This window comes from Paenibacillus sp. FW507-14B1B (assembly GCF_058781425.1).
The window spans coordinates 1,655,063-1,680,484 of record NZ_JBYSWS010000001.1 but is presented as its reverse complement, the minus strand read 5'-3'; the positions used below and the strand labels follow the sequence as shown (position 1 = coordinate 1,680,484).

General features: G+C 43.7%; 19 protein-coding genes and 1 pseudogene. 15 read left to right on the top strand and 5 right to left on the bottom strand.

Features of this window, described 5'->3' with window-relative positions:
• Positions 1-123 precede the first annotated feature (123 nt).
• Positions 124-1,512, top strand: a complete 1,389-nt coding sequence (locus tag AC3WJJ_RS07980; protein WP_492539440.1) for a polysaccharide deacetylase family protein — start codon at positions 124-126, stop codon at positions 1,510-1,512.
• Between the two features lie 74 nt (positions 1,513-1,586).
• Here the strand turns inward: AC3WJJ_RS07980 and ilvD are convergent, their stop codons facing one another.
• From ilvD to AC3WJJ_RS07965, 3 genes are all read right to left on the bottom strand, one after another.
• Positions 1,587-3,272 (bottom strand): dihydroxy-acid dehydratase, encoded by a 1,686-nt coding sequence (gene ilvD, locus AC3WJJ_RS07975; protein WP_492539438.1) that lies wholly within the window; start codon positions 3,270-3,272, stop codon positions 1,587-1,589.
• A gap of 232 nt (positions 3,273-3,504) precedes the next feature.
• Positions 3,505-3,753 carry a KGG domain-containing protein gene (locus tag AC3WJJ_RS07970; RefSeq protein WP_492539436.1) on the bottom strand — a complete coding sequence of 83 codons (249 nt, stop codon included), beginning with the start codon at positions 3,751-3,753 and terminating at the stop codon, positions 3,505-3,507.
• 108 nt (positions 3,754-3,861) lie between these two features.
• The gene (locus tag AC3WJJ_RS07965; protein ID WP_492539434.1) at positions 3,862-4,902 is read right to left on the bottom strand and encodes an acyltransferase family protein; all 1,041 of its coding nucleotides are present in this window, start codon (positions 4,900-4,902) and stop codon (positions 3,862-3,864) included.
• A gap of 291 nt (positions 4,903-5,193) precedes the next feature.
• On the opposite strand from AC3WJJ_RS07965, the gene AC3WJJ_RS07960 reads away from it, so the two are divergent.
• The 3 genes from AC3WJJ_RS07960 (at position 5,194) to mgrA (ending at position 7,888) form a co-directional block, all read left to right on the top strand.
• Entirely contained in the window at positions 5,194-5,961 is a 768-nt protein-coding gene (locus tag AC3WJJ_RS07960; RefSeq protein WP_492539432.1) for an HAD family hydrolase, read from the top strand.
• A gap of 37 nt (positions 5,962-5,998) precedes the next feature.
• Entirely contained in the window at positions 5,999-6,757 is a 759-nt protein-coding gene (locus AC3WJJ_RS07955; protein WP_492539430.1) for an NAD-dependent protein deacylase, read from the top strand.
• 126 nt (positions 6,758-6,883) lie between these two features.
• Positions 6,884-7,888 (top strand): L-glyceraldehyde 3-phosphate reductase, encoded by a 1,005-nt coding sequence (mgrA, locus tag AC3WJJ_RS07950; protein ID WP_492539428.1) that lies wholly within the window; start codon positions 6,884-6,886, stop codon positions 7,886-7,888.
• Positions 7,889-7,976: 88 nt separating this feature from the next.
• Here the strand turns inward: mgrA and AC3WJJ_RS07945 are convergent, their stop codons facing one another.
• Positions 7,977-8,831 (bottom strand): AraC family transcriptional regulator, encoded by an 855-nt coding sequence (locus AC3WJJ_RS07945; protein ID WP_492539426.1) that lies wholly within the window; start codon positions 8,829-8,831, stop codon positions 7,977-7,979.
• Between the two features lie 183 nt (positions 8,832-9,014).
• On the opposite strand from AC3WJJ_RS07945, the gene AC3WJJ_RS07940 reads away from it, so the two are divergent.
• The 4 genes from AC3WJJ_RS07940 (at position 9,015) to AC3WJJ_RS07925 (ending at position 14,111) form a co-directional block, all read left to right on the top strand.
• Entirely contained in the window at positions 9,015-10,193 is a 1,179-nt protein-coding gene (locus AC3WJJ_RS07940) for a galactokinase (protein ID WP_492539424.1), read from the top strand.
• A 1-nt stretch (position 10,194) separates the two neighbouring features.
• The gene (gene galE / locus AC3WJJ_RS07935) at positions 10,195-11,184 is read left to right on the top strand and encodes a UDP-glucose 4-epimerase GalE (protein ID WP_492539422.1); all 990 of its coding nucleotides are present in this window, start codon (positions 10,195-10,197) and stop codon (positions 11,182-11,184) included.
• 13 nt (positions 11,185-11,197) lie between these two features.
• Complete coding sequence (locus tag AC3WJJ_RS07930) at positions 11,198-12,781, top strand: UDP-glucose--hexose-1-phosphate uridylyltransferase (protein ID WP_492539638.1); 1,584 nt, start codon at positions 11,198-11,200, stop codon at positions 12,779-12,781.
• 166 nt (positions 12,782-12,947) lie between these two features.
• Complete coding sequence (locus tag AC3WJJ_RS07925) at positions 12,948-14,111, top strand: iron-containing alcohol dehydrogenase (RefSeq protein ID WP_492539420.1); 1,164 nt, start codon at positions 12,948-12,950, stop codon at positions 14,109-14,111.
• 108 nt (positions 14,112-14,219) lie between these two features.
• Here the strand turns inward: AC3WJJ_RS07925 and AC3WJJ_RS07920 are convergent.
• Positions 14,220-14,747 (bottom strand): annotated as a pseudogene (locus AC3WJJ_RS07920) (transposase); the annotation flags it as partial.
• Positions 14,748-15,270: 523 nt separating this feature from the next.
• On the opposite strand from AC3WJJ_RS07920, the gene AC3WJJ_RS07915 reads away from it, so the two are divergent.
• From AC3WJJ_RS07915 to pulA, 7 genes are all read left to right on the top strand, one after another.
• Positions 15,271-15,804, top strand: coding sequence for an NfeD family membrane protein (locus tag AC3WJJ_RS07915; RefSeq protein WP_422660242.1), 534 nt, complete (start codon positions 15,271-15,273; stop codon positions 15,802-15,804).
• A gap of 4 nt (positions 15,805-15,808) precedes the next feature.
• Complete coding sequence (floT, locus tag AC3WJJ_RS07910; protein WP_492539418.1) at positions 15,809-17,329, top strand: flotillin lipid rafts scaffold protein FloT; 1,521 nt, start codon at positions 15,809-15,811, stop codon at positions 17,327-17,329.
• Positions 17,330-17,433: 104 nt separating this feature from the next.
• The gene (gene glcT / locus AC3WJJ_RS07905) at positions 17,434-18,285 is read left to right on the top strand and encodes a glucose PTS transporter transcription antiterminator GlcT (protein WP_492539416.1); all 852 of its coding nucleotides are present in this window, start codon (positions 17,434-17,436) and stop codon (positions 18,283-18,285) included.
• 290 nt (positions 18,286-18,575) lie between these two features.
• Positions 18,576-20,657: a glucose-specific PTS transporter subunit IIBC gene (gene ptsG / locus AC3WJJ_RS07900; protein ID WP_492539414.1), complete on the top strand. Its 2,082-nt coding sequence runs from the start codon at positions 18,576-18,578 to the stop codon at positions 20,655-20,657.
• A 52-nt stretch (positions 20,658-20,709) separates the two neighbouring features.
• Complete coding sequence (locus AC3WJJ_RS07895; protein ID WP_379249616.1) at positions 20,710-20,985, top strand: HPr family phosphocarrier protein; 276 nt, start codon at positions 20,710-20,712, stop codon at positions 20,983-20,985.
• The gene (gene ptsP, locus AC3WJJ_RS07890; RefSeq protein WP_492539412.1) at positions 20,978-22,693 is read left to right on the top strand and encodes a phosphoenolpyruvate--protein phosphotransferase; all 1,716 of its coding nucleotides are present in this window, start codon (positions 20,978-20,980) and stop codon (positions 22,691-22,693) included. Before AC3WJJ_RS07895 ends, ptsP begins: the two co-directional genes overlap by 8 nt.
• A 250-nt stretch (positions 22,694-22,943) precedes the next feature.
• Complete coding sequence (pulA, locus tag AC3WJJ_RS07885; RefSeq protein ID WP_492539410.1) at positions 22,944-25,340, top strand: type I pullulanase; 2,397 nt, start codon at positions 22,944-22,946, stop codon at positions 25,338-25,340.
• Positions 25,341-25,422: the final 82 nt, after the last annotated feature.

Sequence of the window (25,422 nt, the reverse complement as noted above, 5' to 3'; positions counted from 1 at the left end):
TTCTATAATTTTATAATTGTTACCATTGTACATGATTTCAGAAAAAAACGCCTATTTCTTTATTTGCTATGATAAAATAATAAATAGTGTATTGCCAAAGAAAAAGAAAAGCGGGGAGTTGGCATGCAGACATTACTGCTTTGGTTATTTTATATTTCATCTTTCTATGCCTTTATTCCTGGGCTTATTACCCGGATTTTTGGTTTTCGAGTGTTTCGCAGAGGAACGGGGAATCATGAATTCGCCCTGACATTTGATGACGGGCCTGATCCAGTTTATACTCCTATGCTGCTTGACCTATTAAAACAATATGAAATGAAGGCAACTTTTTTCTTGGTTGGATCCCATGCAGAGAAATATCCGGATGTCGTGCGAAGAATTTATGCAGAAGGTCATTTGATTGGAATTCATAACTATATTCATAAATCAAATTGGCTAATGCGTCCCAAAACAGTTCGTATGCAATTGAAACGGACGGATGACATTATCTATGAGATGACGGGTGAGCATCCGACTTATTATCGACCACCGTGGGGGATCGTGAATCTTTTTGATTTTGCTAAGAACAGTGGATACCGTATTGTATTATGGTCTTCCATGTTTGGAGATTGGCGCACTAAGACAGGGTCTGACAAGCTCGCGATGCGGATGCTTCGAAAGCTCAAAGCTGGGGAAGTTATGCTCTTACATGATTGTGGAAATACAATGGGGGCAAATCCGGAAGCACCAGCGCAAATGTTAATCGCTTTGGAGCAGGTTTTGGAGGAAGCGAAGCGAAAGAATCTTAGAAGTATCCGGATCGATGACATGATCAAGCAAGAGAGAAAATCCAAGGATGCACAAGTGTCTATTGTGAAACGGTTTGTTGTATCACTATGGCTCTTATGGGAGAAGGCTTTTCATTTGATGTTCCGGCTTGAGACGGTATCTCCGAAAGATCCCATGCTCCATTTCCGTGCTAGGGCTTATCAAGGTAAAGCTGTGATTTTGGAAGATGGCTCACGTCTTGAAAAAGGAGATCAAGTACTAGAACTTCATTTTGATAATAAGAAGCTATTCCATATCGGAAGCCGATCCCGATCAGAAATGCAACTTGCCATTCAGATGATACGGGCTGTGCAAAAGGATCTTCCTACACTCGCCAATATGGTTCTGGAACGACCTGAATATGTGGATGTTAAAGGTTTATATGGAGTTACGATGATTTCTCGTGGTCCTGAGCAATTTGGATTTCAAGTTCAAGATCTGCCATCCGGGTGGTTTGCAAGCTCTACGCGTATTTATCTTAAGGTATTATTAAGTGTTATTCATCCTAAAGGTCAATCCCGATTGAAGCAGGGGAGTCAGTTACTTGAACCTAAGATGTTAATTATGCCAGTTGATGTATTAATTGAACGATACGCAGAGAAGGATAATCGGCATTACCGGGTAACGGAGAATGATAACGTAGTAGAGGAACATGAGTTAACGGATCTGCCTATATCGAGTGCATCACAAGGATTGTCTTCTTAAACCAAAAAAGAGGAGCCCGGAATGGTCAAACGACCTAGGGCATCCTCTTTTTTTATTTTGATGAAAAAATTATATTAGATCTTCAATACGCCGCCGGAGCTTGCGTTGGTAACAAGCTTGGAGTAACGGGCTAAATAACCTGTTTTCACTTTAGGTTCGAATTCTTTCCATCCCGTACGTCTCTTCGCCATTTCCTCTTCACTTACTTCGAGTTGAATGACACGGTTGTTTAGATCCAGTTCGATAATATCTCCATCTTCAACGAATGCGATAGGACCGCCTTCAGCTGCTTCTGGAGAAATATGACCAATACTGATTCCGCGGGATGCACCTGAGAAGCGACCATCCGTGATTAGGCCTACTTTTGCTCCAAGACCCATTCCAGCGATCTGGGAGGTAGGAGCAAGCATTTCAGGCATTCCTGGTCCACCTTTAGGACCTTCATAACGGATGACAACGACATGCCCTTCTTTAACCTTGCCATTAGCAATGCCTTCCAGCGCTTCTTCTTGGGAGTTAAAGCAGATTGCAGGACCCTTGTGATAGCCGCCAACGGAAGCATCAACTGCTCCGACTTTAATGATGGAGCCTTCAGGTGCCAAGTTGCCATACAGAACGGCCAGACCTCCACGTTCGGAGTAAGGATTATCAAGCGTATGAATAACATTGGTATCTTGAATTTCACATCCCGCAACATTCTCGGCAAGTGTTTTGCCTGAAACGGTAATGCAGTCTCCAAACAGAGCACCTGGTTTCTTTAGAAGCTCATGAAGTACTGCACTTACGCCACCAGCGTTATGCACATCTTCGATAAAGTAATCGGAGGCAGGAGCGAGTTTGGACAGATAAGGTACACGCTCTGCAACTTCATTAATACGCTCGAGTGGGTAATCAATACCTGCCTCATGAGCAAGAGCCAGCGTATGAAGAACAGTGTTGGTTGAACCGCCCATTGCCATATCAAGTGCAAATGCATTATCAATAGCTTCACGGGTTACGATATCACGTGGCTTAAGATCCATTTCGATGAGTTTCATAAGTTGAGCTGCTGACTGTCTCACGAAATCTCTGCGCTCATCTGCAACAGCAAGAATTGTGCCGTTACCAGGTAAAGCCAGACCTAATGCCTCAGAGAGACAGTTCATAGAGTTAGCTGTAAACATGCCTGAACATGAACCGCAAGTTGGGCAACCGTATTGCTCCAGCTCAAGCAGCTCAGCATCGTTTATTTTACCGACCTGGTGAGCACCTACACCCTCAAACACAGAAGTCAGAGACAATTTACGTCCTTTGCTATCGACGCCAGCTTTCATTGGTCCACCGCTAACAACGATGGTTGGGATGTTGACACGTAGAGCACCCATTAGCATACCTGGTGTGATTTTGTCACAGTTCGGAATACATACCATGCCGTCAAACCAGTGAGCTGAAACGACAGTTTCCAGGGAATCTGCGATGATTTCACGACTTGGCAATGAATAGCGCATACCAATATGTCCCATGGCAATACCATCATCTACACCGATGGTGTTAAATTCGAAAGGGACGCCGCCAGCTTCGCGGATCGCTTCCTTGACGATTTTACCGAATTCTTGAAGATGGACGTGGCCTGGAACGATGTCGATATAAGAGTTACATACCGCTATGAATGGCTTGCCGAAGTCTTCTTCCTTTACGCCGGCGGCACGCAGCAAGCTGCGATGCGGTGCCCGATCAAAACCTTTTTTAATCATGTCTGAACGCATTTTTTTTGCTGTCATGATGTCGGTTCCCCCCAGATCTCTTAAAATTAGATTTACTAGCGCTTTATCGCGGTTCACCGGCAAAGTAGCCGGGTATCCGTAATGAACGTTTAGGTTGTATATGAGTCTATCATAAAAAGGTATGTTTTTCTATACGATTTCATGAGTGTAATGAGGAAAAAGGCCTAGCGTAATAACATAAAGAGGTCTGATCCTTATAGTAGGAGCAGACCTCTTTATGTGTGATAAGTTATTTTTTTCCGCCTTTACGTCCAATTTCTTGATAGAAATCACGGTCATGATTACGGGAAGTAGCTTCTCCGCCTTTTTGGCCGATTTCTTGATAAAATTCACGGTTATGATTTTTTGATGTGGCTCTCCCACCTTTTTTACCAATTTCCTGGTAAAATTCGCGATTGTGTTTTTTTGCAGTAGCCTCACCACCAAGACGACCGGCCTCTTCTCTAGACATTTTTCCATTCTTACTGTTAGGTGCCATCACAAATCACTCCTTCTCAGTCGCTTTTTGCTGTGCGCATGACTTACTTACCACAGGAAACTTGTAATGAAACAAGGAAAACGACTAAAGATTGGTAATTTTGTGAGGTTATCTGACAAAGAATCGGCGCATTGGAATTTTTTCAAGTCTTAGAATTCCTTCTACAGATGGTTCAATAATGGGGTGGAAGAGTTTCTTAAAGCTAGGTTGTGCAAGTAAGATTGTGCATAGAATAGCCGCTACAATAAGAAGTGCTGCTCCACTCGTGTTTGTGATGGACTCATGCAATCCGCTGTAATCAGCTACACGAATAATGAATCCATGAAGCAAGAATACGTATAATGTACGGCGACCCAGATCCGTAATACGACTCACAGTCATGGGAATCCAGGCGAGAAATGCTATTGATGCAATGAGCTGTAGCGCATATGTGGCAACTCGGAACACACCAGCATACCAGGCGTCATGTCCCAGCTGCATATATGTTAAACTACCGTAAAACCAGCCTACATTCAGTTTGTTACCCGAGAGGCTAAATACAAGCAACAGTAGCAGCGAGAGAAAAGCCGAAATGAGTTTTATAGATGGCTTGAAGCGCTGGCTGAATGTTTCGAAAGAAAAATGATAACCGGCTATAAAAAATGGGAAGAAGACAAATGTTCGGCTGATGCTTAACCAAACACCATCAACAGGCAAATAACCAACGAACACGCCAAGTAAGCCGGCAATGAGAAGTTGCTGCGCTGCGGTTAATTTATTCATTGCCATAAGCAGCATGCGCCAGCATGCGTGGCTGAATAGAAACCATAGTAGAAGATATGGAGCGAAGAAAGAGCGATGAATATCTTCTACATGAAAAACAGTAGCATCCAATATGGAATACAAGCTTTGGAAGATAACATACTGCAAACCGATCTGAAGCAGTACATCACGAGCTTGCTTACCAGTCATCGATTTTTTGGCAAAATACCCGGTTACGAGAACGAACAGAGGCATTTGGAATGAAAAAATCCACAGGTATAGCGTGTGAAGACTCTCCATTCGGGTAATTAAAGGTTCTATCGCATTTCCTATAAATACGGTAACGATTAGAATGAAACGTAGGTTGAGAAAGAAGGTTTCTCCCTTCTGTTCTATGGTGCGATTCATGGTTTCCCCCCGTGGCCCTGATTATTGGAACTGGGCCTTTATATAGTTGAGTTCTCTGTTGAGATCGTTAATTTCATCTACAATTTAAAATTACTCTTATTAAAGTTTTAAATAGGTGATTTAAATCACAAAGTCAGGTGTTGTCAACGTTTTCAAATGTGTCGAAGTATCGACTATCCAAGTATTTGTTGAAAAGATAGACCTATGCTTTAAGACCTCACATATGAAGGAAGAAAAAGGAGACATTTCTATTTAGAAAGAGTATCATCGAATAAAAGGGAGGGATTTTGCTTGCCAATTATTCAGGTGAATGGACGCTCATCCTCGTGCCGGGGGGTATTATTCGATAAGGATGGTACACTGCTTCATTTTATGGCGCTCTGGGGCGGCTTTGCTGACTATGTTCTGAAGTTCATGGAAGAGCGTCTCGCCCTTATGGGAGCGGGATTTGTAGTACCCCGAGACAAAGTGCTTGGGACAATCCATGGCACAGACGGGAAGATGCTTGATTATGATGTTCAAGGACCGCTTTCTATGGGGAGTGTAGAGGAAACCACAGGGATTTTGGCATGGCATCTTTATGCAGCTGGTATGCCTTGGAATGAAGCAATCGTACAAGTCAATCAAATCACGAAAAATGCGATGTATCATATAAGGCAGGATAAACCGGCCCTTCCGATGCCGGGCTTGGAACCGTTTTTACAACATTGCAAGAAAGCTTCTATCGAAATGGCTGTTGTCACTTCAGACCATACCGAAGCTGCATTGGAACATTTAGAATGGATGGGAATAGGGCAGTACTTCTCGGTGGTTATAGGCCGTGATCAGGTAGAGAACAGCAAACCGCATCCTGAAATGGTGGAGCTGGCTTGCAGAAAGCTTGGACTAGGGCACCATGAAACTGTCGTGATCGGAGATAGTAACGGTGACATGCAGATGGCTAAGCAAGCTGGCACAGCAATGGCGATTGGAATCTACCCTGGAGAGGAAGGTGGCGAGCATCTAATAGATGCCGATGTTGTGATCTCTGATTATAATGATATTAGTGTAATCCTATAGATTTGTTATTTTATGGTGCTGTACGGAGGTGCGTAGAGTGGAGAATAAGGAAAGAATCGAAAGATTAGCTACTTGGATTGAAGCAAGTGATTATATCGTTTTTTTTGGCGGAGCAGGTACATCGACTGAGAGCGGTATACCAGACTTCAGGTCTGCTGCAGGGCTCTATCAGACGGAGCAGCATTCTCCGTATCCTCCGGAGGAACTGCTTAGCCATACGTTTTTTATGGAACATCCCGAAGTGTTTTATGATTTTTACCGCAGTAAAATGCTGCATCCTCATGCCAAGCCGAATGGTTGTCATAGCCTGTTAGCAAGACTTGAGCAGGAAGGAAAGCTTAAGGCTGTCATCACACAAAATATAGATGGCCTGCATCAGACAGCAGGGAGTACAAATGTTCTTGAGCTGCATGGCTCTATCCATCGTAATTATTGCATGGATTGTTCAAGGTTTTATTCTCTACAAGAGATTATGCAAATCAAGCAGACGGTTCCTCGTTGTCCAGATTGTAGTGGCATCATTAAACCGGATGTCGTCTTATATGAAGAAGAGCTGGACCAGCAAATTCTAATGCGTTCAGTGCAGGAAATATCAACAGCCGACCTATTAATTATTGGAGGGACGTCACTGACGGTGCATCCAGCGGCAGAGCTCGTGAACTATTTTCATGGCAGTAAAATAGCACTCTTAAATGCAGATCCTACACCCTATGATCATCGCGCAGGACTGCTTATCGCAGATCGTATTGGAAAGGTCATGTCTGAGGCTGCGGCGCTGCTTCACCGAGATATTTAATTCATGGGAACAACAGCCGTACAGATCAACGATGTAATCGTTTTCTTGTCAACAGCCATTTAAACAAGCTAAGATATAATAAGGCATCATATAATTCATGCAATTTCAGAGAGGCAGGGATCGCAAGTGACATATGTAGCAAGCGAAAGCCGCTATGAGGGAATGAAATATAATCGCTGTGGGCGATCAGGCTTGAAGCTACCGGCTATATCCCTTGGATTATGGCATAATTTTGGTGGTGTAGATGCTTATGAGAACGGACGCAGCATGATTACGCGTGCATTCGATCTCGGGATCACTCATTTTGACTTAGCTAATAATTACGGACCACCAGCAGGATCGGCTGAAGAGACATTTGGGAGAATATTATCGAGAGATATGAAGCCATATCGGGATGAGCTCGTTATTTCTTCCAAAGCAGGGTACTATATGTGGCCTGGACCTTACGGAGAGTGGGGTTCGCGCAAGTATATGATTTCCAGTCTGGATCAGAGCTTGAAACGCATGGGACTTGATTATGTCGATATTTTTTATTCACACCGTATGGATCCGGATACTCCTTTGGAAGAGACGATGATGGCACTCGATCATATTGTTCGTTCAGGTAAGGCGCTCTACGTGGGGATATCCAACTACTCACCAGAGAAGACACAAGAAGCCGTTACGATTCTAAAGAGCTTAGGAACACCGTTATTAATTCATCAACCAAGTTATTCCATGCTGAATCGCTCCGTGGAGAATGGTCTGCTTGATATCCTTGAAGAGAACGGTGTAGGTAGTATTGCGTTTACTCCCCTAGCTCAAGGAATGTTAACGAATAAATATTTGAACGGTGTTCCGAACGATTCCCGGGCCGCTAGTTCTTCTGTGTTCTTGAATGAGAATAATATTACCCCAGAGGTGCTTCGCAAAATCCGCGCATTAAACCAGATGGCTGCTGCGCGTGGCCAAAGTCTGGCGCAGTTTGCTCTGGCATGGGCGCTCCGCGGTGGACGGATTACCTCAGCACTTATCGGAGCAAGTAAAGTTAGCCAGATTGAGGATAACGTTGCTGCATTGAATAATCTCGAATTCTCGAAGGAAGAGCTTGACCGAATTGAGACTATTCTAAAAACAGAAAATGAGGGATAACAGCAAAGCCACACCATGATACAAATACTAAAATACACAGCCCGCTTTCCTACATGAGAAAAGCGGGCTATCTTTTTGCTAACAAGGTTTATAAGCCAGTGATGTCTTTGCGGTAACTTGATGGCGATTGTCCACAGAAACGCTTGAACTGCCTTGAGAAATAGAGGGGATCGGTTAATCCGACCGACGCGGAAACTTGCTCAACAGAGAGCTCAGGGCGTTCGCGAAGAAGTCGCTTTGCCTGATCAATTCTTAGCTTAAGCAGGTATGTTACAGGAGAAATACCCGTTTCTTTTTTGAATATGCGGGACAAATATGCTCGATTATAACCAAGGCTTGTACACATCTGCTCGATTGAGACAGGATGCGCATACTGAGAAGTCATATAGTTGATCATTTGCTTCACTGTCCGCTGGACCTGAGGCTCTACGACCTCTAGCTGAAGCGGGCGACTCGTATGGTTCATGATTTCAGCCCAGATAAGATGAAGATATCCAATAGCGGCTGTATGAGAGCTCTCCTCTTTTGTGTGAAATCGTTCCTGTATTTGTTGTATATACGTTGGTACTTGACTCATTTCAGAAGAGTGTAGAACAGGGAAGTCTGGAAGAAAGCCCGCAGACTCCACTAAATCATGACTTGCATCTCCAGTGAATGCGACCCATCGATATTTCCATGGATCCGATGGATTAGATACATAGCTGACTAGTTGTCCTGGGTGGATGAGAAAGCAGTCTCCAGGCCCAAGATTAAACACGTCGCTTTCCGTACGAAAGGTTCCCTGTCCAGCTTCAACGGCATGAAGTAAATAGTAGTCATATATTTTCGGCCCTAATGCATGATCTGGTTTCGTCTGGCTTTCACCGGCGAACAGTACCTTTAGTACACTGGAGTTAGAATGAACCGGGCTTGAAGCTACAGCGTAGCTTTCCTTTTTAGTCATGGTGTAACCTGCCTTTTTCACGGGGGAATTGTACATGGAAGTACATTGATTTTATAAATAGTTTACAACGTAAGGTCACATTTATCCATATGTAACACACAAGACTGCATTACCCTCTTTTGATGAATCTTTTATACTATGGATAACAGAACTACCATATGCATAGGATGGAGTGATTAACGGATGAATACACAGCAGCTAATAAAGAAGTTCGTCGAAAAATATGGTGAGAGTAACAATGTATACCGGGTGTTTAACGCACCAGGACGTGTAAATCTGATTGGAGAGCATTTGGATTATAATGGTGGATATGTTCTTCCAGCAGCGCTTGAATTCGGTACAACGCTTATTATCAGACAACGTGATGATCAGCAAATATCCTTTGCCTCAACGAATATTCCATATGAAGTTGTTGGTTCAATCCAAGATGATTTCGGAAGTAAAAGCGATCAGTGGACCGATTACCCAGTAGGGGTGATCAAAGAGTTAGAGAAGATGGGCTTGGAACTTAGTAAGGGTTATGACCTTCTCTATCATGGCGATATCCCGAACGGAGCAGGACTTTCCTCTTCTGCTTCAATTGAAGTTGTTACCGCTTATGCGCTTTTGTCCATGGAAGGTAAAGAGACAGATACGGTTGAAATTGCGAAGTTGTCACAGAAAGCTGAAAATCTGTTTGTGGGCGTTAATTCCGGTATTATGGATCAGTTTGCGGTAGCTAACGGGCGTAAGGACCACGCTATTCTGCTGATGTGCGATACGCTGGAGTACGAGCTTGTTCCTTTTGAGACGGGAGCTTATAAAATTGTGATTGCCAATACCAACAAACGCCGAGGTCTTATCGATTCTAAATATAATGAACGTCGTAGTGAGTGTGATCAGGCTCTTGAAATTTTGCAAAAAGAAATTCCTGCTCTTCAGTATTTGGCGCAGCTGAAGCCAGATCAATTCGAAACACTGCAAGATAGCATTCTTGATGAGACGGTAAGACGCCGCGCGAAGCACGTTGTGGAGGAAAATCAACGCGTGCTTGATTCGGTAGAAGCGCTGAAAAAAGGTGATCTCGATTCCTTCGGTCAGTATATGAATCAATCCCATGATTCCTTGCGTTATTTATATGAAGTAACCGGTGATGAACTAGATGCGATGGTCGAAGAATTCCAGAGAGAGTCAGGTACCTTGGGTGTGCGTATGACGGGAGCTGGATTTGGTGGATGTACTGTAGCGCTGGTCCATGAGGATAAGGTTGATAGCGTGATTGAGCAAGTTGCACACAATTACGAATCAAGAACCGGACTGAAACCAGATTTCTATGTGTGCGGTGTTGGTCAGGGCGTACATGAAATAGAGGAGGCGTTGTAAAATGGCGATACTTGTAACGGGTGGTGCTGGGTATATTGGTTCCCATACGGTTGCGGAGCTGCTTGACCGCGGTGAGGAAGTTGTTGTGATTGATAGTCTGGAGACAGGACATCGTGAAGCGCTGCTTGGTGGAAAGCTTTATGAAGGAGATCTTCGAGATAAGGCATTATTGAAGAAGTTATTCGCTGAAAATGAAATCGATGCTGTTATTCACTTCGCTGCCAACTCCCTTGTAGGGGAAAGCATGAAGAATCCAGTTAAATACTACGACAACAATGTGTATGGTACGCTTTGCTTGCTGGAAGCGATGAATGATGCTGGTGTGAAAAAAATCGTGTTCTCTTCAACAGCGGCAACGTATGGTGAACCGGAGAAAGTGCCGATTGACGAGAAGGATCGCACACACCCAACGAATGTGTATGGCGAGACCAAGCTGATGATGGAAAGAATGATGTCTTGGTTTGATCAGGTGCTCGGCATCAAGTACGTATCATTAAGATATTTCAATGCTGCGGGCTCCCATGCAGGTGGCAAAATCGGTGAGGATCACCGTCCGGAGACACACTTAATTCCTCTCGTGCTTCAGACGGCGCTGAAACAACGTGCTCATATTTCAGTATTCGGTGACGACTATCCGACACCAGATGGTACTTGTATCCGTGATTATATTCATGTAAGCGATCTGGCTGATGCGCATTTAAGAGCTGTTGATTACCTGCGCCGTAGTGAAGATAGTAATGTGTTTAACTTAGGTAATGGTAAAGGCTTCTCTGTTAAAGAAGTTATAGAAACTTCTAAGCAAGTGACAGGGGTGGAAATTCCGGTTGTTATGGAAGCCCGTCGTGCTGGAGATCCGGCTATTTTGGTTGCATCATCTGATAAAGCTAGAAGTGTACTAGGTTGGAATCCTTCCCGTAACAAGCTTGAAGATATTATCGAAAGCGCATGGAGATGGCATAATAGTCGCCCGAACGGATATGGCGACAACTAGAGGGGGACTGGGAATGGAGAATCTGACAACGAGAATACCCGAAGTCAGCGAAGTGCTGCATGCGGTTGAACGTCTAGTCTTGTTTGCTCTTAGGAAGGGATTAATTCAGGAAGCAGATTATGATTATAGTCGTAATCTACTCCTGGAGGATTTCGGATTTAGTGAACCATATGCTGGTCAGGTAAATGATGAGCCAGTTGATAGTCCTCAATCATTTGTAGATGTATTGATTGATTACGGTCATTCGATCGGTTTGATCCCTGAGAATACAGATACGTATCGAGATCTGCTTGATGCTAAAATAATGGGTCGCTTAATGGCTCGCCCTTCTGAGGTTGTCCGTGCTTTCCGGAATACGGAGCAGGTGCAAGGGATCGAGGCTGCAACTAGCGAGTTTTATAAGCTGTGTATCGACTCCAACTACATTCGTATGGACCGGGTATCCAAGAATGAATACTGGAAGCATACAAGCGCGTATGGTGATATTGAAATCACGATTAATCTTTCGAAGCCAGAAAAGAGCCCGAAAGAGATCGCGATGGCGAAGCTACTTCCTCCTCCTATATATCCGAAGTGTCAGTTATGTCGGGAGAATGTTGGTTATGCGGGACGGGTTAATCACCCTGCTCGGCAAAATTTAAGAGTATTACCACTGGAATTAAACGGTGAAAAGTGGTTGTTTCAATATTCTCCATATGTTTATTATAACGAGCATTGTATCGTACTCCATCATGACCATGTGCCTATGAAATTAACAAAAGATACACTGGCTCGATTACTTGGATTTGTTGATGCTTATCCCCATTATTTCCTCGGTTCGAATGCAGATCTGCCGATTGTTGGCGGGTCCATTCTGACACATGATCATTTTCAGGGTGGTAGACATACCTTCCCGATTCAAATGGCACCAAAAGTTGCTGGATTTAGACATGAGGGTTATCCGGATGTTTCTGTAAGCATTGTGAAGTGGCCGATGTCGGTCATTCGCTTATCTTCACAGGATCGAAGTGTGCTCTTGGAATGTGCTAACGATATTTATGAGGCATGGAAAGGTTATAGCGATCCTTACGTGGATATCGAGGCTCAGAGCGAGATTGAAGGACAGAGAATCCGTCATAATACCGTTACTCCTATTGCACGTCGAAATGCTGAAGGTGGATATGAAATGGATCTGGTACTTCGTAATAATCGGACGAATGAACAGTATCCGGAAGGGATTTTTCATCCTCATCGTGAAATGCATCATATTAAGAAAGAAAATATCGGCTTGATCGAAGTGATGGGGTTAGCTATACTTCCGGGAAGACTAAAGGTGGAGCTGGATCAAATCGCGGATATTTTAGCAGGAGATAGCAAATTGTATGAAGCAGCTCATGCGTCGGATCATGCTTTAGGCGTTCATCTTGAGTGGATTAATCAGTTGAAGGATCGCACGAAAGATGGCATTTCAAAGGATCAAGCAGTAGAGCTGATCCGCGCTGAAGTTGGCGATATTTTCACTACGATTCTTGAACAGGCTGGTGTCTATAAGCATACAGAAGAAGGAATGCTGGCTTTTAGACGCTTCCTTGCTAGCATGGGATATTCAGCAGAGTAAGCGTAATATCCTGCGTTTTATGGAGTTTTATGAAGTGGCGAGTAATTCATTATCAGTCGTGGTTTCCTATGTGGGAATCGCGGCTGTTTTGTTTTGAGGCAGGTAGAATAGTATAATTAGATAGTTATATCACAATTCGATTACATTAATGGAGGTTGGAAAACGTATGGGACCTTTTGAATTTTATAATCCGACCAAATTAATTTTTGGTAAAGGCAAGCTGAGCTCATTGAAGAACGAAGTACCTAACTATGGTCAAAAGGTGCTTCTAGTTTATGGCGGGGGAAGCATTAAACGCAGTGGACTTTATGAACAGGTCATATCTCTATTAGATGAGATCGGTGTAGAGGTAACCGAACTAAGTGGTGTTGAACCGAATCCACGTCTATCTACAGTTCATAAGGGTGTAGAGCTGTGCCGTGAACATCATATTGATTTAATCCTTGCTGTTGGTGGGGGAAGTGTTCTTGATTGCTCCAAGGCAATTGCTGTAGGCGCGAAGTATGAAGGAGATATGTGGGACTTTGTGGAACGAAAGGCCGTCCCGCAAGCTGCTCTACCGCTCGGTACAGTGTTGACGATGGCTGCTACGGGATCAGAGATGAATGGTGGATCGGTTATTACGAATGAGATGACCAAGGAAAAACTGGGATGGGGAAGTATACTGGCAAACCCGGCATTCTCCATTCTTGATCCAACGCATACTTTTTCTTTGCCAAAAGATCAGACGGTTTATGGCATGGTCGATATTATGTCACATGTATTGGAGCACTATTTCCATCTGGATACGAATACCCCGATTCAAGATGGTTTTTGTGAGACGATTCTACGCTCTGTTATAGAAACCGCACCAAAGCTTATCGAGGACTTAGAAAACTACGAACTTCGTGAGACGATTATGTACTGTGGAACAATGGCGCTCAATGGAATGATCAATATGGGACTTCGTGGAGACTGGGCAACCCATAATATAGAACATGCGGTATCCGCGGTCTACGATATCCCGCATGGCGGCGGGCTTGCTATTCTGTTCCCGAATTGGATGAAACACAATATAGATGTCGATGTAGCTCGCTTTAAGCGCTTGGCTATAAACGTATTCGGCATTGACCCAGCTGGTAAGTCAGATAAGGAGATCGGACTAGAGGGAATCCAAGCTTTACGCGATTTCTGGACGTCTATCGGAGCTCCTAGCACACTTGGTGATTATAATATTGATGACAGCAATTTTGAATTAATGGTGGATAAGACAATGCGCTTCGGTCCATTCGGGAACTTCCGTAAACTGCAGCGTGAAGATGTAATGAGTATTTATAAAATGTCTCTCTAGTGTTAAAAGAAATAAAAGAGGCTGTCCCAAAAGTAGATTTTTTTACTTAGGGATAGCTTCTTCATCTAATTTATACAAAAAGGTCGAAGGCAGACTCTATAGGAGTTTCTAGCTTGGACTTTTTTGATTTATTGTCGCCCACTTTAACAGATTGTGGGCAAGCGAAAGCCATCCGACCTCTAGGCTTACTTTGGACAAGCATCTCCCGATTCCTCTGGGCTTTCGTGCATCGGCTCTTTAACGAACAGGATCTACAGTCTTCACTTCGGTAGTGTCGGCTCTTGATTTCATAGCCACTTTCCGTGCATTGTTTCCTCTCATAGCGAAACCTTAAGATCTTTCCGCCTGGACAACACCAGGTATCACTTGCTTCGTCATACGTCCAGTTGGCGATCCGGTTAATATACTCTTTCCACTTCTTTGATTTCTCTATGTGATATTGTACTTCACCACGGCCTGAATCTGATTGTCTTCCAAATAACTGTAGTTTCTTCGCGACCATATCGCATCCGCAATGACAGTGCTCGGGAGTTTCCCTAGCGTAGAGTTCACCTTCTCTAAATGTGGCTTCAGACAGCGAGTATCCGTAGGTCGCTGATGTAGACTGTACCCAATAGTGAATTGGTTTTCCGTACCAGACAATTAACAGCGATGTTGACGAGTCGGGAAAGATGGTTTTCGGGGATGTCTTCCTCTAAATTCATTGAAGGTAAGTTGATTGATGGAATATTGAATGTACAAATGAAACCGCTCCTTTATAGATGGTGGCTTAGTCGCTTCCATTCTACCAAAGGGCGGTTTCTTTGCGTTGTCTGTTGAATGGATATGCACGAAGCAGCGGAGAGAACGAAACGATTCCGGACCAGCGGTAGCGGTCGCCTTTGCCCCCGAATTTCTTCCTTGCTAGAATAATTCCCGGAAATTTGGGGGCAACAGCGAGGGGAGGAACGTTTCGTACGCGGAGCATCTCACAACAACAAACGAGGCCAACCCGTAAGACCTAAATTTTTTGGGACAGCCTCTTTTGTCATGGTTTCAGCCAATCTATGATATATATTAGAGATATTCATGTAAACTAGGTAAATATTTGAAACCGTTTTGAACTTTGATACGTATTAATTGTTATATACAGTAAGGGATTCTGAAGGAGGCAGTCAACATGGAGGCACTGTTTTGGGGATGTCTGGTTGGAGGTGTTTTGTTTGCCATTGTGACAGTACTGCTAGGGGATGTACTTTCTGGTGCGCTGGATGGAGTGCTTGATTTCCTATCCGTCGATTTTTTAAAACCGGTTGTACTGGCTACTGCAGTCACTGTATTCGGAGGCACGGGCATTATGCTCGAGAAATACACGGATTTGTCCTCAGTGCCACAGATCGTTCTTTCTGTTCTTATCGCCATTTTGATATCCATTGCTGTGTTTTTTGGTTATGTGCGGCCGATGGAGAATAGTGAGAATTCTACCGGCTTCTCGATTCGAGAAATGGCCGGACGGATTGGTGAAGTGACAGTACCGGTACCTGCACAAGGCTTTGGTGAAGTTATGGTAAAGGTAGGAGCTGGGAACACATTACATATTGCCTCCAGTTTTGACAAAAAGCCGGTTGCTGCTGGAGTCCGGGTCGTCATTGTGGACATAGCAGAGGGTGTTCTTAGAGTATCCGAGCTGGAAGAACGAAAGGGAGATGATTGAGAGCATGCCAGAATTTTTAGTTGTTCCGTCGATTGTAGTAGGGGTTATTATTGTATTGGGGTTAGCTTTCTGGGCTCGCTATAAGACGGTTAGTCCAGATGAAGCTATGATTGTTACTGGGTCTTTTCTTGGAAGCAAGCATATTTCTGATGATGAAACGGGCCGTAAGATCAAAATTGTTCGTGGTGGCGGTGCATTTATTTTACCTGTATTCCAACAATCTGAATTTGTCTCGCTCTTGTCACACAAGCTTGATGTAATGACTCCAGAAGTTTACACGGAACAGGGTGTTCCGGTTATGGCGGATGGGGTTGCGATCATTAAAGTGGGAAGTTCTATTGAAGATGTTGCAACAGCAGCTGAGCAATTCATGGGTAAGCCAATTGAAGCTCTTAAGGGCGAAGCACAAGAAGTGCTTGAAGGTCACCTTCGTGCTATCCTAGGTTCCATGACAGTGGAAGAAGTCTATAGGAATCGAGATAAATTTGCTCAGGAAGTTCAAGGGGTCGCTGCACGCGATTTGAAGAAAATGGGTCTTCAAATCGTTTCCTTCACCATTAAAGATGTGCGTGATAAGCATGGTTATCTGGAAGCGCTTGGTAAGCCGAGAATTGCTACCGTTAAGCGTGATGCAGAAATAGCCGAAGCGGAAGCGGTGCGTGATGCTCGTATTCAAAAGGCACGTGCAGAAGAAGAAGGGCAGAAAGCAGAGTTATTACGTGATACGAACATTGCAGAGGCAGCCAAAGAAAAGGAACTGAAGGTTGCATCCTTTAAGAAAGATCAGGATACTGCGAAAGCGGAAGCGGACCAGGCCTATCATATTCAAGAGGCTCGTGCTAAACAGACAATGGTTGAAGAGCAAATGAAGGTAGAACTCGTTCGGAAAGAGCGTGAGATTGATCTTCAAGATAAAGAAATCATGGTCCGCCAGAAACAATATGATGCTGAAGTGAAGAAAAAGGCCGATGCAGATCGTTATGCAGTGGAACAGGCAGCAGAAGCCGATAAAGCTCGTAAAATGCGTGAAGCTGATGCCATTCAGTACTCCATCGAAACACAGGCCAAGGCATCCGCCGAACAAAAGCGACTTGATGGTTTAGCAGAGGCAGACGCAGAACGTGCAAAAGGTACAGCAGAGGCAGAAGTTATCCGTCTGCGTGGTTTAGCCGAAGCGGAAGCGAAAGAGAAGCTGGCAGAAGCATTTAAGAATTATGGAGAGGCAGCAATTCTCGATGTTATTGTTAATATGCTTCCAGAGCTTGCAGGTAAAATTGCTGAGCCGATTTCGTCCATTGATAAGTTGACGGTGGTCGATACGGGCAAAGGTGAAGGAGCCGCGCGGGTTAGTAATTATGTAACAGAATTGATGGCTACTGCCCCTGAAATGCTGAAAAGTGTATCAGGAATCGATGTTGAGCAATTGATTCAGAATTTTACGAAGCGTCCTGTCACACCGGTACAAAAGCCGGTTGCGATCGAACCAGAAGTAGTCACTCAGAAGACGAATATAGACACCGAATAATCAAAAATCAGGCTGCTCGATTCTATGGGCGGCCTTTCCTTTTGCTGAAATGCCGCTTATCTGTTAAGATTGCGGGTATAGTGTGATCAAAAGAGGTGCGTGATGTGAGCAGCCTACAAGTGGCTAAAGTTTTAAATAACAATGTAATTATTGCTAAGCATCCAGAACATGAAGAGGTTGTTGTCATTGGTAAAGGGATAGGATTCAATCGCAAAACGAAAGATGTAATCCCTCTCTCAGCCGTGGAAAAAATGTTTATTTTGACCAAGCCTGAGGAACAGGAGCAGTACAAGCAGCTCGTTCCACAGATTGATGAACCATTGATAGAAGCGATGAATGATATTATTCTTCATGCTTCCAAGTCAGGTAATGGACCGCTGAATGAACATATTCACATTGCTTTGACTGATCATATTGCCTTTGCCATTAAACGTATTGCTCAAGGGCTAGTTATTCATAATCCTTTTTTATATGAGACAAGGGAATTATACCCTGAAGAGTTTAAAATGGCAGAGTATGCTGTAAACACGATCAAGAACCGATTGCATGTAGATCTTGGAGAGGACGAAGTTGGATTTATCGCACTTCACTTTCACGGGGCATTGACGAATCAGCATATTTCAGAAGTAAGGAAATATTCCGAGCTTGTGTCTGACCTAGTTCAAATGGTTGAAGAAAAAATGGAATATAATATCCCGAGGGATTCATTGGATTATTCCAGATTAATAACACATCTTCGGTTTGCACTCGAAAGAGTACGTCGTGGAGAACCCGTGGAAGAAACAGATTCACTTGATGATCTGCTTAAGCGAGAGTATCCTGAAATGTATGCGCTGGCTTGGAAACTTACCAAGATGATGGAGCATCGTTTAAAAAAACCGATTTATGCTGCAGAAGCGGGGTATCTGACGATTCATTTACAGCGACTTGCACAAAAGAAAGAGCAAAATGAATAGTAGATGAAGATTCAAAAAAACATATTCCAAGCGCTTGAAAACCGAAATCATGGGTGCTATAATACGGTTCAGTAATGAAGTTAAACTACAAATCAACGTGTAACTGATTCGATCAGGCATGAGTGTATAACAGGACATTTTTGGTTGTTTCTAAGCTTTTATGGGTAATCTAATCCCATGAAGATTTAGAAATGGACCGAGATCCTGGTGTATGCTCATGCCTTTTTTTCGGTTTGAAGTTTTGCTTCGACACCAAGCTCATACAACAAGATGAAAGGGAGAAAAAACTTATGTTTAAACGGCTTTTTGGGGTCTTGCAAAGAGTCGGGAAGGCTCTCATGTTACCAGTAGCCATTCTGCCTGCGGCAGGTTTACTACTAGGGCTTGGTAATATGCTGGTCAACCCTGACTTTCTTCAATACGTCCCTTGGCTCGACACTAGCTGGGTTCAATCGATTGCAACCGTTATGATGAACTCGGGACAGATCGTCTTTACGAATTTGTCCTTACTGTTTGCTGTCGGTGTAGCTGTTGGATTAGCTGGCGGTGAAGGAGTTGCCGGCCTGGCTGCCATTATCGGTTACCTTGTCATGAACGTGACAATGGGATCAGTAATTGGTGTTACTGATTCTATGATCGGTTCTGATAATGCCTATGCTAGCGTGTTAGGCATTCCTACACTTGCCACAGGGGTATTCGGTGGTATTATCGTTGGTATTTTGGCGGCTAGTATGTATCGAAGATTTTATAAGATTGAACTGCCGTCGTACTTAGGATTCTTTGCAGGTAAGCGATTTGTACCCATTATGACAGCAGTGCTATCTGTGTTACTGGGCTTGCTGATGACAATCATCTGGCCGCCGATCCAATCCGGATTGAACACAGCCTCCCACTTTATGCTTGAGCAGAATATGACACTTTCTGCGTTTATATTCGGCGTTGTGGAGCGGGGGTTAATTCCTTTTGGACTGCATCACATCTTTTACTCTCCGTTCTGGTTCGAGTTCGGGGAATATGTGAATCAGGCTGGTCAGTACGTACGAGGAGACCAGAATATTTTCATGGCTCAGCTTCGAGATGGTGTGGAATTCACAGCAGGTACCTTTATGACGGGTAAGTTTCCGTTTATGATGTTCGGTCTTCCAGCTGCAGCACTTGCCATTTATCATGAGGCTAGACCGGAGAACAAGAAACTTGTTGCCGGTATTATGGGTTCTGCTGCTCTTACCTCCTTCTTGACAGGTATTACAGAGCCGCTTGAATTCTCATTTCTCTTTGTAGCACCTTTGCTGTTTGCGGTGCATGCAGTATTTGCAGGTCTATCCTTTATGACTATGCACCTTCTAAGCACAAAGATTGGAATGACGTTCTCTGGTGGTTTGATTGACTACGTGATTTTCGGTGTTATTCCAAACCGGACACCATGGTGGAATGTTATCATTGTCGGTTTGGTAATGGCGGTAGTTTACTACTTTGGTTTCCGATTTGTTATCCGGAAATTCAATCTTAAAACGCCTGGACGCGAAGCGCCTTCTGAGAATGAGGAGAGCACGAATTCAGGAGGGACTAGCAAGGATGAGCTTCCAAATAACATTTTGGTTGCCCTTGGTGGACAGTCTAACATTGCACATTTGGATGCATGTATTACACGTCTGCGGGTTGAAGTTAAGGATAAAGACAATGTAGATAAGACTCGTTTGAAACAATTAGGTGCGTCAGGGGTACTCGAAGTAGGGAACAATATCCAAGCAATTTTTGGAACCCGTTCGGATACGATTAAGTCACAGATTCAGGATATTATATCTGGAAAGACTCCTGTAGCTTCTAAAGATAATTCTAAAGATACTTCTCAGGATACAGTTATCGAGAAGCCAGCAGTTGTGGAGCAAGAAGCTGCACAAGATGGTGATGCTGTTATTCTTGAAGATATTGTCTCTCCCGTCAATGGTGAACTGATGGACATCTCAAATGTACCTGATCCCGTGTTCGCTGAACGAATGACAGGAGATGGATTTGCAGTATTACCGCACGATGGAAAGATTTCATCTCCAGTGTACGGTAAAGTATTTAATGTCTTCCCAAGCAAACACGCAATCGGCATTATGTCTGATGGCGGTAAAGAAGTGCTTGTTCATATAGGTGTCAATACAGTCAAGTTAAAAGGACAAGGCTTTAAAGTGCTTGTGAACGAGGGAGACCTTGTTTCAGCTGGACAGCCGATTATGGAGGTGGATCTCGATTATGTGAAAGAGCATGCGAAATCCATAATCACTCCGGTGATCTTCTCGAATCTTCCTGAGGGAGTCTCGGTGAAGCTGAATAAGACGGGTGTTGTTAAGGCGGGAGAACCCAATATTATTACAATTCAATAAGTTTGGGTAAATATTAAATTAAGAAGATAATGAAGAAAGAGGGATGATAAACATGCAAAAAACATTCAGAATTATTGACGAGGACGGAATCCACGCACGCCCTGCAACAGCATTGGTAAACACAGCTAATAAATTTAAAGATACCGAATCTTTTGCAGAAGCAAACGGCAAAAAAGTAACCCTGAAATCTATTCTTGGAGTTCTCTCCTTAGGACTAGAACAAGGGGACACATTGACGCTAATCTCGGAAGGGGCAAGTGAAAACGAAGCGCTGACTGCTCTTTCAGAAGTGATGATTAACGAAGGGCTGGGCGAAATCAATGAGTAATATTAAGGGGATCGCGGCATCGGCGGGTATTGCCATTGCCCGCGCATTTACCTTAGAGCACCCTGATTATACGGTGACTCATCAGCAGACAGATGACGTTAGTCGTGAGATCTCGAAGCTGGACTCTGCGCTTGAGAAATCGAAAGCGGAGCTGGAAGCAATCAAGGAGCGCACACGTCAAGAGCTTGGTGAGAAGAAGGCTGAGATTTTCGAATCTCACCTTCTGATTCTTGAGGATCCTGAGCTTATCAACCCAGTGAGAGATAAAATCGCTGCTGAATCGGTAACTGCGGAATATGCCTTAAATGAAACTGCAACACAATTCATTGAAATGTTTGAGAAGATGAAAAGCGCCTATCTACAAGAACGTGCAGCTGACATGCGTGATGTAACGAAGCGAATCTTGAAGCATCTTCTAGGACTAAATTATGTAAGTCCGTCTGAGATTAGTGAAGAGGTTATTGTTATTGCTGAGGATTTGACTCCTTCTGATACAGCACAATTGAATCGAACTTATGTAAAAGGTTTCACTACAAATATTGGTGGACGTACATCTCACTCAGCGATCATGGCACGTTCCTTAGAGATCCCTGCAGTGGTTGGAACAAAGAATGTTCTTTCTGCCGTTAAAGCTGGCGATCTGATTATCGTTGATGGTCTCGAAGGGAATGTACTGATCAATCCTTCTGAAGAAACCGTAGCAGAATACCGCAAGAAGCAAGAAGCTTATGCGAAACAGGTTGAGGAATGGAGAAAGCTGCGCAGTGAACCTACGATTTCAAAGGATGGCGTTCATGTAGAACTTGCTGCCAACATCGGTACTCCAAATGATGTTGCAGGCGTATTAGATAACGGTGGTGAAGGCGTAGGTCTTTACCGTACAGAGTTCTTGTATATGGGCCGTGATAAGCTTCCATCCGAAGAAATCCAGTATAATGCTTATAAGACTGTGCTGGAAAAAATGGAAGGGAAACCGGTTGTAGTTCGTACACTTGATATCGGTGGCGATAAGGAATTGCCGTATCTCGATCTTCCGAAAGAGATGAACCCATTCCTTGGATTCCGCGCGGTTCGTCTTTGTCTGGAACGTCAAGACATTTTCAGAACACAGCTTCGTGCATTGCTTCGTGCAAGTGTTCACGGTAACCTACGGATTATGTTCCCGATGATTGCTACACTCGGTGAATTCCGAGAAGCGAAAGCACTTCTGGAGGAAGAAAAAGCGAAATTGATTGCGGAAGGAACAGCTGTTTCTGATAGCATTCAGCTTGGTATTATGGTGGAAATCCCATCTACAGCTGTGATGGCTGATCAATTTGCTAAGGAAGTGGACTTCTTTAGCATTGGAACGAACGATCTGATTCAGTATACGATGGCTGCTGATCGTATGAATGAACGGGTATCCTACCTGTATCAGCCATACAACCCAGCTATTCTTCGTCTGGTTAAGATGGTTATCGATGCTGCACATCGTGAAGGCCGCTGGGCTGGTATGTGTGGGGAGATGGCTGGCGATGCGACTGCAATTCCATTGCTGCTTGGCCTTGGCCTTGATGAATTCAGTATGAGTGCAACTTCCATTCTCCCAGCTCGGAGTCAGATTTCCCGTTTATCTCGGGCAGAGATGCAGGAACTAGCAACAAAAGCGCTTGACATGCGGACAGCTGAAGAAGTTGTTGAACTCGTAAATCAAGCCACTGCTGAATAAACGATAGACTAGGTAACAGAATTCGTTTCAGATATTTTACCCAGGGTAATTCTAAGGCATCTGTCTGTATAGACAGATGCCTTTTTTATATTGAAGACTCGAGCTAATCAAGCAGTAACACGATTACTGTACCATCACGTATCCACTTGAATATTCCGATAATAATAGTAGACCTAAACCCAAGCCAATTGGCGCGGCCTAGCATATACTGAAAAATATAGGCGATTTATCAGTCTGAGAGGTCTGTCTTATGAATCAGGCGCCAATACTATTAAATGAATCCACTTTAAAAGTGACGGTGATAATGATGAGTATGGACACGATCAAGAATATGAGAGATTTAAAACTAGGAGTAACTTATACCAAAAATCAATGTACCTTTAGCCTGTGGGCTCCCACAGTTCGTTCGGTCTTTCTCGTATTGTATGAGGATGCTGGACACTACGATGATGCAGGAGTCGTTACAAGACATGAGGGTGGTCAGGAAAGTCAAATGACCCGTAGAGATGATGGCTTATGGACGATCCATATCCCAGGAAATTTAGCCGGACAATATTATATGTACAAAATTGAACGTGAGAACGGCGAGTCTCTGTATGCTATCGACCCTTACGCAAAGGCAGTATCTGCGAATGGTTGCCGTGGGGCCATCGTTGATCCAGTTCAATGCAGTCCGGAAGATTGGAATCTGGATATTCGCCCTCCTTTCTTACAACCAACAGATGCCGTTTTATATGAGCTTCATGTACGTGACTTTTCCATCTCACCTGACTCAGGAATGAAATATAAAGGAAAGTATAAGGCATTTACTGAAACTGGACTTAAAGATGAAAGCGGAAACAGCATAGGGATCGATCATCTGGCGGAATTGGGAATTACACATGTTCATTTACTTCCTATATTTGATTTTAAAACGGTGAATGAACTAGATTGTCAGGCCTCGTATAATTGGGGATATGATCCCCAAAACTACAATGTGCCAGAAGGTTCTTATGCAACAGATCCTACGAAACCAGAGATTCGTATTCGTGAATGTAAAGAGATGATACTTGCACTTCACAAAAAGGGAATACGAGTGATTATGGATGTGGTTTATAACCACACTTATACGGTGGAGGACGGACCTTTCGAGCCGATCGTTCCGGGGTATTTCTATCGAAAGAATTGGACTGGTGATCTATCCAATGGTTCTGGCGTAGGAAATGAATTAGCAACTGAAAAGCCTATGGTGCGAAAATATATCAAGGACTCTCTTCGTTATTGGGCAGAGGAATATCACATTGACGGCTTTAGGTTTGATCTTATGGCCTTGATTGATACTACGACAATTTATGAAATTGTTGAGGAACTGCGCAGTGAGGTTGACCCGTCCTTATTGATTTACGGAGAGCCTTGGACAGGTGGAGACAGTCCACTGCAGAATAAGACAGTCAAGGGAACACAGCGAGGAAAAGCTTTTGCTGTATTTAATGATCATTACCGTCATGCGATTAAAGGGGATAATGATGGCTACGGCAAGGGATTTGCGACGGGAGAAGGCTGGTGTGAAGGTGCTGTAGCTGAAGGGATGATGGGTTCAGTTCACGATTTTGCAGATCAAGCCTCTGAGACGATTAATTATGTTACAGTGCATGATAATCTGAACTTGTGGGATAAGGTTCTTATCTCTATAGGAATGGGCCATAAAGCAGGACTGTTACACATGAATAATGGATATCCTCTAAACGGTGGTGATCTGTTCGAAGAGGTGTCTAGGTGTCAACCGTACTATGCATTATCAGATGGTGATGTTATGGATGCTGAACCTGTACGTCGAAGTATTCTTGCGAACGGAATCGTATTTCTATCCCAAGGGATTCCTCTTATGCATGCTGGAGATGAACTACTAAGGAGTAAATACGGGGATCATAATAGCTACCGAAGTGGAGATGCTATCAATGCAATTCGGTGGGGCTATAAAGCAAGATATCTTCCTGTTTTTCAATATTATAAAGGGTTGCTGGAACTGAGACGATCCCATTCTGCCTTCAGAATGAATCATCGCGAGCAGATTGAAGAACATATGGAGATCATTCGCTGCGGAGATCAGATGGTAGCTTATCATCTCAACAACCATGCTAATGGGGATTGTTGGAGGGATATCGTTGTCATTGTGAACGGTGGTAACCATGAAGCGATGATGGATCTGCCCGCTTCTTCATATGGCTGGAATGTGGTCGTGAATGATAAACAAGCTGGAACGGAGACAATTAAGACCATCGATCATTCTGAGATTACAGTTCCTGCGTTATCGATCATGGTGCTGCGATCAGATCAAGAGCGTCCGAAGAACAATCTTGTGACGATTGAGCTGGAATACGAGCGCGAAGACCAACAATATGAAGGCTGGAATTTATGGGTGTGGGGTACTGGTATTCAGGATGGACGGATTGATTTTTCGCCAAAAGAGGATGGAAAGGTTACAGCAATCTTTCGTACAGAATCAGGTATGAAACAGATTGGTTGCATCGTACGATTGAATGAATGGGAAGCAAGAGAATGGGAGCAGGATCGTTTCATTGTGCTTCCTCCTGGAAAACAAGAGTTAAAGATTAAAGTCATCAGCGGAAGTGGTGAATGTCGAACCTACTCTGACAGGGCCAGTTGAAATGACAAATAGAGCATGTCGATCATGATCGACATGCTCTATTTTATATATTATTAGAGAGGGGTAATTATCATTACCCTTC

Coding starts and splice junctions, on each gene's coding strand:
- AC3WJJ_RS07980 (WP_492539440.1), top strand. CDS start 124: ATGCAGACATTACTGCTTTGGTTATTTTATATTTCATCTTTCTATGCC.
- ilvD (WP_492539438.1), bottom strand. CDS start 3,272: ATGACAGCAAAAAAAATGCGTTCAGACATGATTAAAAAAGGTTTTGAT.
- AC3WJJ_RS07970 (WP_492539436.1), bottom strand. CDS start 3,753: ATGGCACCTAACAGTAAGAATGGAAAAATGTCTAGAGAAGAGGCCGGT.
- AC3WJJ_RS07965 (WP_492539434.1), bottom strand. CDS start 4,902: ATGAATCGCACCATAGAACAGAAGGGAGAAACCTTCTTTCTCAACCTA.
- AC3WJJ_RS07945 (WP_492539426.1), bottom strand. CDS start 8,831: ATGACTAAAAAGGAAAGCTACGCTGTAGCTTCAAGCCCGGTTCATTCT.
- AC3WJJ_RS07940 (WP_492539424.1), top strand. CDS start 9,015: ATGAATACACAGCAGCTAATAAAGAAGTTCGTCGAAAAATATGGTGAG.
- galE (WP_492539422.1), top strand. CDS start 10,195: ATGGCGATACTTGTAACGGGTGGTGCTGGGTATATTGGTTCCCATACG.
- AC3WJJ_RS07930 (WP_492539638.1), top strand. CDS start 11,198: ATGGAGAATCTGACAACGAGAATACCCGAAGTCAGCGAAGTGCTGCAT.
- AC3WJJ_RS07925 (WP_492539420.1), top strand. CDS start 12,948: ATGGGACCTTTTGAATTTTATAATCCGACCAAATTAATTTTTGGTAAA.
- AC3WJJ_RS07915 (WP_422660242.1), top strand. CDS start 15,271: ATGGAGGCACTGTTTTGGGGATGTCTGGTTGGAGGTGTTTTGTTTGCC.
- floT (WP_492539418.1), top strand. CDS start 15,809: ATGCCAGAATTTTTAGTTGTTCCGTCGATTGTAGTAGGGGTTATTATT.
- ptsG (WP_492539414.1), top strand. CDS start 18,576: ATGTTTAAACGGCTTTTTGGGGTCTTGCAAAGAGTCGGGAAGGCTCTC.
- AC3WJJ_RS07895 (WP_379249616.1), top strand. CDS start 20,710: ATGCAAAAAACATTCAGAATTATTGACGAGGACGGAATCCACGCACGC.
- ptsP (WP_492539412.1), top strand. CDS start 20,978: ATGAGTAATATTAAGGGGATCGCGGCATCGGCGGGTATTGCCATTGCC.
- pulA (WP_492539410.1), top strand. CDS start 22,944: ATGAATCAGGCGCCAATACTATTAAATGAATCCACTTTAAAAGTGACG.